At 33.6% G+C, this 6,253-nt stretch carries 5 protein-coding genes and 1 pseudogene; all 6 read left to right on the forward strand.

From position 1 onward, the window contains the following. Positions 1-756, forward strand: a pseudogene (locus tag RQ907_RS06880) (hypothetical protein); the annotation flags it as partial. A 63-nt stretch (positions 757-819) separates the two neighbouring features. Further along, positions 820-1,494 carry a response regulator transcription factor gene (locus tag RQ907_RS06885; protein WP_311492641.1) on the forward strand — a complete coding sequence of 225 codons (675 nt, stop codon included), beginning with the start codon at positions 820-822 and terminating at the stop codon, positions 1,492-1,494. Further along, positions 1,481-2,422 (forward strand): sensor histidine kinase, encoded by a 942-nt coding sequence (locus RQ907_RS06890; protein ID WP_311492642.1) that lies wholly within the window; start codon positions 1,481-1,483, stop codon positions 2,420-2,422. The genes RQ907_RS06885 and RQ907_RS06890 overlap by 14 nt, the downstream gene beginning before the upstream one ends. An 80-nt stretch (positions 2,423-2,502) precedes the next feature. Further along, a complete protein-coding gene (locus tag RQ907_RS06895; protein ID WP_311492643.1) occupies positions 2,503-3,261 on the forward strand; it encodes an ABC transporter ATP-binding protein in 759 nt (252 codons plus the stop codon). After that, complete coding sequence (locus RQ907_RS06900; protein ID WP_311492644.1) at positions 3,248-5,167, forward strand: ABC transporter permease; 1,920 nt, start codon at positions 3,248-3,250, stop codon at positions 5,165-5,167. Before RQ907_RS06895 ends, RQ907_RS06900 begins: the two co-directional genes overlap by 14 nt. A 105-nt stretch (positions 5,168-5,272) precedes the next feature. Continuing rightward, positions 5,273-6,253, forward strand: a 981-nt coding sequence (locus RQ907_RS06905; protein WP_311492645.1) for an MATE family efflux transporter, incomplete at its 3' end; no start/stop codon positions are given.

Consider the following 6,253-nt stretch of genomic DNA (forward strand, 5'->3'; position numbering starts at 1 on the left):
TTGCAGGCAACGATATTCGATTTGATTAAGCCAGAAGCCTTGGAAGGCTATGAGGATATAAGCTGGAAGGGCGAAAAAGATGGATTTGTTGTAGGAAATGACAATAAGGTATTTGTTGCAAGTGCCAAAAAGAAAGCAAAGCCAGAAGAGCCTGATAAGGGAAATAAACCTGAAACCAATCCGGAACAAAAACCAGATCCTGAGAAAAACAAAAAACCAGAAGGAAATAATCCTCAAAATCCTGACAAAGATCAGCCAAAGAAACCAGAAAAAGAAAAACCGGTTCCAGATGGTGGTAAAAAAGAACCTGACAAGAAAAATCCACAAAAACCAGATGATAAACCAAAACAAAAACCAAATCCTAAGCCAGAACCACAAGAAAAACCAAATAAAAATGAAAAAGAAAATAAAAAACCAGAATCATCTGATAATAAAACAAGTGGTAGGAAAAATCCAGAAATCAAGCAAAAAGATAAATCCTATGATTATTATTATTTCTTCAGGTCAAATACTTATAAACAAGAAACATATGCTATAAAAATAAAAAGCTACAAAAAACTAAAGCAAGCTTATAATCGCAGTCTAACAACAACAAGGGCAGCTAAATTATTATTAGAAATCGCCCCTAATAAAGTGAAGGATATTAAAAAAGACCTTCTTGCCTTAATTAAAGAATCAGAAAAATTAAGAACAATTGCAGAAAAAAGACTGAAAGAATTAGAGATAGAATTAAATATTAAGCCAACAAGCAACTAAGTTTTCCTTGCCCCCTAGTCCTACTAGGGGCTTTTTTGTGTTATAATATTTTTAGGAGATTTTATGTTTAAGATATTTGTGGTTGACGATAGCCAGATAATTTCAGAAAAATTAAAAAACGAGCTTGAGAAGTGGGGTTTTGAAGTCGCCCTTGTGTGTGATTTTGAGAAGGTTTTTGATATTTTTAAATCAGAAAAACCAGACCTTGTAGTCATGGATATTGGCCTTCCTTTTTATGATGGGTATTTTTGGACAAGAAAGATTCGTGATATCTCAAATGTTCCAATGATATTTTTATCATCTAAGGAAGATACCATGAATAAAATCATGGCTATGGAAATGGGAGCTGATGACTTTGTGAGTAAACCCTTTGAAATGGACCTTTTGCTTGCCAAAATCAAGGCCCTTTTAAGAAGGACTTACGATTACAAAGAAAATCTATCAAGACTAGAAATTAGGGGCTTAATCCTAGATTTAAAGTCAATGGCAATAAGTTTTGGCGAAAAAAGCCTTGACCTTTCTAAAAACGAATTTAAAATTTTGGAAACCCTCATGGTAAATAAGGGCAATGTCGTTTCAAGGGATAAGCTAATGACAAGTCTCTGGTCCACAGATATTTATATAGATGACAACACCCTAACAGTTAATATTTCTAGGCTAAGAAAGACTTTGGCAGGGCTTGGGGTAGGAGATTTTATAAAAACTAAGCAGGGATACGGTTATTATGTTGAAGCTTAAAAATTTTTTGAAGGAAAATAAGGTCTCTTTTATTTTCTTTTTTATTATTAGCCTTACTTATTTGCTGGTTTTAATAAGTTTCAACCTAGAAAAATTTCCGATTGTTTATGGGTTTTTGATAAGCTTTTTTATTTTTTTAGCCTATTTTCTCTATAAGTATTTTAACCAAGCTGAGCCAACCTTTGTAGAAATTTCAAAAAATCCAAGTCAGAGGGAAAAAATTATCCTAGATGAATTTGAAAATCTTGATAAGAAGTACAAGGACCTATTACTTGCCTATAATGAAATTGAAGGCGACCTTAGGGATTTTTATGGTCTTTGGATTCATGAAATTAAAACGCCTATTGCTGAAAACAAGCTCATCTTAGCTGATAATCAGCCAGACCTTGAATTACTTATAAAAAATAATAAGAGGATCGAAGATTATTTAAACATTCTCCTTGGCTTTGTAAGATTTAATTCAAAAAACAACGACTATGTCTTTAAGGAAGTAATAATTGAATCTGTGGTTAAGGAAATAATCAGAGAAAAGTCTTACGATTTTATTTCCAAAAAAATTAGCTTGGATGTTGGCGACCTTGGTTTTATGACTGTGAGTGACGAAAAATGGCTAGGTTTTATTATAGGTCAGATTTTAAATAATGCTTTGAAATATACACCAGAAGCTGGCATGGTAAAAATATATTTTGAAAATAATTCGCTTGTCATAGAAGATAATGGGATTGGCATTAAAGGGGCAGACTTGCCAAGGGTTTTTGAAATGGGTTATACAGGTGAAAATGGCAGGAAACTAGGGTCTTCAACAGGACTTGGCCTTTATCTTGTAAAATCCATAGCTAAGGACCTAAACTTAGATATAAAAATCGAATCAGAAGAGGGGAAATTTACAAAAATCATGATAAATTTTCCAAAACTTACAAAATTGTAAGAAAAGGGGTCTCTTTGTAAGCTGGGCAAAGGGACTTATTTTTGTAAAGCCTTTATAATTATATTATGAGAGGTGAAAATATGTTAGAAATAAAAAACTTAAGAAAAATTTATAAGGAAAATACAGCAAATGCTGTGACTGCCCTAAAGGATGTAAATTTGAAAGTCGAGGACGGGAATTTCCTAGCCATCATGGGTGAGTCAGGATCAGGAAAGACCACACTTTTGAATATCATCTCCCTTATTGATAAGGAAACTAGCGGGCAAATTTTCCTTGATGACAAGGAAATCCTGTCCTTATCTGATAAGGAAAAGTCAGATTTTAGGAGGGATAATTTTGGCTATATCTTCCAAGATTTTAATCTTTTAGATAATTTTGATGTTAGGGAAAATATCCTTTTGCCTTTGGTATTAAGGGAAGAAAATCCAGAAGATTTTGAAGATAAGCTTATGCCTATTGTTAATAAGCTTGGAATTGCTGAACTTTTAAATAAGTATCCGGCTGAAATATCCGGTGGCCAAAAGCAAAGGGTGGCTGTAGCAAGGGCCTTAATTATAAGACCAAAAATAATATTGGCAGATGAACCAACAGGCCAACTCGATTCTTCATCTAGCGAAGATTTGTTAAAGTATTTTGAAAAAATAAACGCCGAGAAAAACACAATTCTCATGGTGACTCACTCAAATATTGCAGCTTCTTTTGCCAAAAGAGTCTTATTTATCAGAGACGGCAAGATTTTCAATGAAATATACAAGGCAGATGACAGCAGAGATCAGTTTTATAAGAGAATTTCAGATTCACTAAACTTTTTAAGGGCGGCAAAAAATGAAACTCACTAAGCGCCTTGCCCTAGATGGGATTAGAAAAAATAAGGAAGTCTATCTTCCATATATTTTGATTTATGCTTTTATGGTGTTTTCATTGACTTCAATCCTGCTTTTAATGAATGCCGATACTTTAAAAGATTTTTACGCCATGTCTAGCATCTATTATATATTGAAAATTGCTATTTATGTAATGGGGATTTTTTCGCTGATATTTTTATATTATTCTGATGGATTTTTATTAAATAAAAGGCTTAAGGAAATCTCCCTCTATGCGATTTTAGGCCTTGATAAAAAACATCTTTCGAAAATTTTGGCCTTAGAATCCTTGATAATATCTGCTTTAGGATATTTAATTGGGATTATATCAGCTAGTGTAATTTATAAATTGCTAGAAACAATTTTTTTAAAGCTCATGCTAATGGAAGGAAATTTCTACCTAAGTTTTGCGAGAGATGCTTATATAATTAGCTTCTTGGTTTTTGCAGGAATTTCCCTACTAATTTTATTGACTAGGATTATAAAGATAAAAAGAAAATCAGTCCTGGACTTATTTAAGGAAGAAAAGACCTTCAAAAGGCCAAGGGGTATGGTATTAAGTGCGATTGTATCAGTAATTTTGCTTGGGTCTGGATATTACTTAGCCCAAACTATAAACAATCCTTTAAAGGCTCTTAGCTACTTTTTCTTGGCGGTTGTTCTTGTAATGATAGGAACATTCTTCCTTTTTTCATCACTTTCAATAGTGATTTTAAAATTGATGAAGGCTTCCAAATCTTATTACAAGACCGAAAGATTTATTTCGGTTTCTAGCCTTATTTTTAGGTTAAGGTCAAATGCCAAGGGACTTGGATCAATTACAATCATGTCCACAGCTGCTATTATTTTATTATCATCAGCCATAGCTCTTTATAGGAGTGCTGAGGATGTGGGATCTAGGCAATATCCAAGAGCTGTGGGTCTAGCTTCTGTTGATGAATATTCTATAGACCAGGTTAAAAAAATCATCAAGGACAATAATTTAGAGGCAAAAAATATTCAAGATTACAAGGCGGTCTTTGCCTTTGAAAAAGATGGCAAAAATTTTAATACAAGCAAAGAATCTTATGTCTTTGACAAGGCAAATTCTCTTGACCATAAGTCCATGGGAATACTCGTGGAAGTCAATGACGAATCAATACCAGAAACATCAGGGTTAAAAGATGGGGAGTTTTTACTCTATAAAGACCCTAAGCTGGCTGATATCTCAGAACTTAATATAAATGGTAAAACATTAAGGAAAAAGGCAGATATTAAGGATTATCCATATAAAAATTCTGGAAATAATTCGATAGTGTCCTATATGTTTGATTTTTATTATCTAATAGTTAAAAATTTGGACCAAAGTTTTAGCATAGGTGATAATAAAATAGTCCATGTCTATAATTTTGATTTATCAGATGAGGATATGAAGGTTTTCAAGGAAAAAACTAAGGATATTCAAAATGAGTTTGGCATAGGCTTTCATGATGATTTTGTCTTGGAAGGCTACAAACTCTACGGGGCAATATTTTTTGTTGGAATCTTTCTTGGCTTAATTTTTATGGTTGCAACTGGCCTGATAATTTATTACAAGCAAATCCAAGAGGGTTTTGCAGATAAGAATAAATACCAAAGCCTAAGAAAACTTGGCATTGGCGAAGAAAAAATCAAAAAAACTATAGACAATCAGGTTTTGGTATTTTTCTTCCTACCTTTGATAGTTGCAGGCATCCATGTAGCTTTTGCCTTTAGGATGATTTCAAAAATATTTGTTATGCTAGGATCTGTCAATGAATCTATAAAAATTACTTCCTTTATAATAGGATTTGTAATTTTTGCTATTCTGTATCTCATTTATTACAAATTAAGTAGCAGGCAATATTATAAGATAATATCATAAAATTTCGGCTCTTTTGAGTCGATTTTTTATTTGAATGTTTATTTTTAATGATTCTCTTGACCAAAGTGAAGCCCTGAGTTATATTATAGGTATTGAGGAGTATAAATGCAGAAAAAATCATTAATTAGTAATTATTTAAAATATTTGATACCAACCATCACGACCATGACGCTTTTTTCGACCTATACCATGGTGGATGGTATTTTTGTTGGAAGGGGCGTTGGTAGCGAGGGCCTGGCAGCTGTAAATATTTCCATGCCCTTTGTTACCCTTTCTTTTGCCTTTGCAATTTTGATTTCGATCGGGTCCTTAAACCTGATTGCCCACGAAAAGGGTAGGCGAAATAAGGAGGGAGCCGATGCTTTTTTTAGCCTTGGCGTTACAATTTCAGCCGTCTTTGCTCTGGGACTTTCAATTTTAGGCTATATTTTCATAAATCCTCTTGTTATGGTTTTGGGTGCAAGTGGCCACATGGTAGAGATGGTTAAGGAATATTTGTCCATAATTATTTTCTTTTTGCCTTTTTATCTCACTTCTTATGTTTTTGAGATAATGGTAAAGGCAGATGGGAGACCATCTCTTACAACTATCCTTATGCTGATGTCGGCCCTCACAAATGTAGTTCTTGACTATATCTTTATCTTCAAATTTCATTGGGGCTTGTGGGGGGCAGCTGTGGCGACAGGTTTGGCCCAGACCATACCTACCATTGGCTATATGATTTACTTTTTATCGCCAAAATCTTATTTGAATTTTAGGAAATTTAGGGTCAAGGCCTTTATGTTTAAGGAAATTTTTTCATATGGTTTTCCTGCATCCTTGTCAGAGCTTTCAACAGGTTTTTGTATCTTGGTTTTTAACCTCGCTATAGGAAGGCTTTATGGGGAAGTGGGGCTGGCAGCCTTTTCTGTAATTGCTTATGTAATGACCTTTGTGGTTAATACTATGCTTGCTATAAACCAGTCAAGCCAACCACTTTTGGGTTTTTATTACGGAGCTCAGGAATATGACAAGATTCCTATTATTAGAAAATACATGCTCATATCTGTGGCGGTTCTATCCTTGTTAATGGTTGGTGCTATAGAA

Origin of the sequence: uncultured Anaerococcus sp. (genome assembly GCF_963510575.1) — a bacterium.
Lineage (GTDB): Bacteria > Bacillota > Clostridia > Tissierellales > Peptoniphilaceae > Anaerococcus.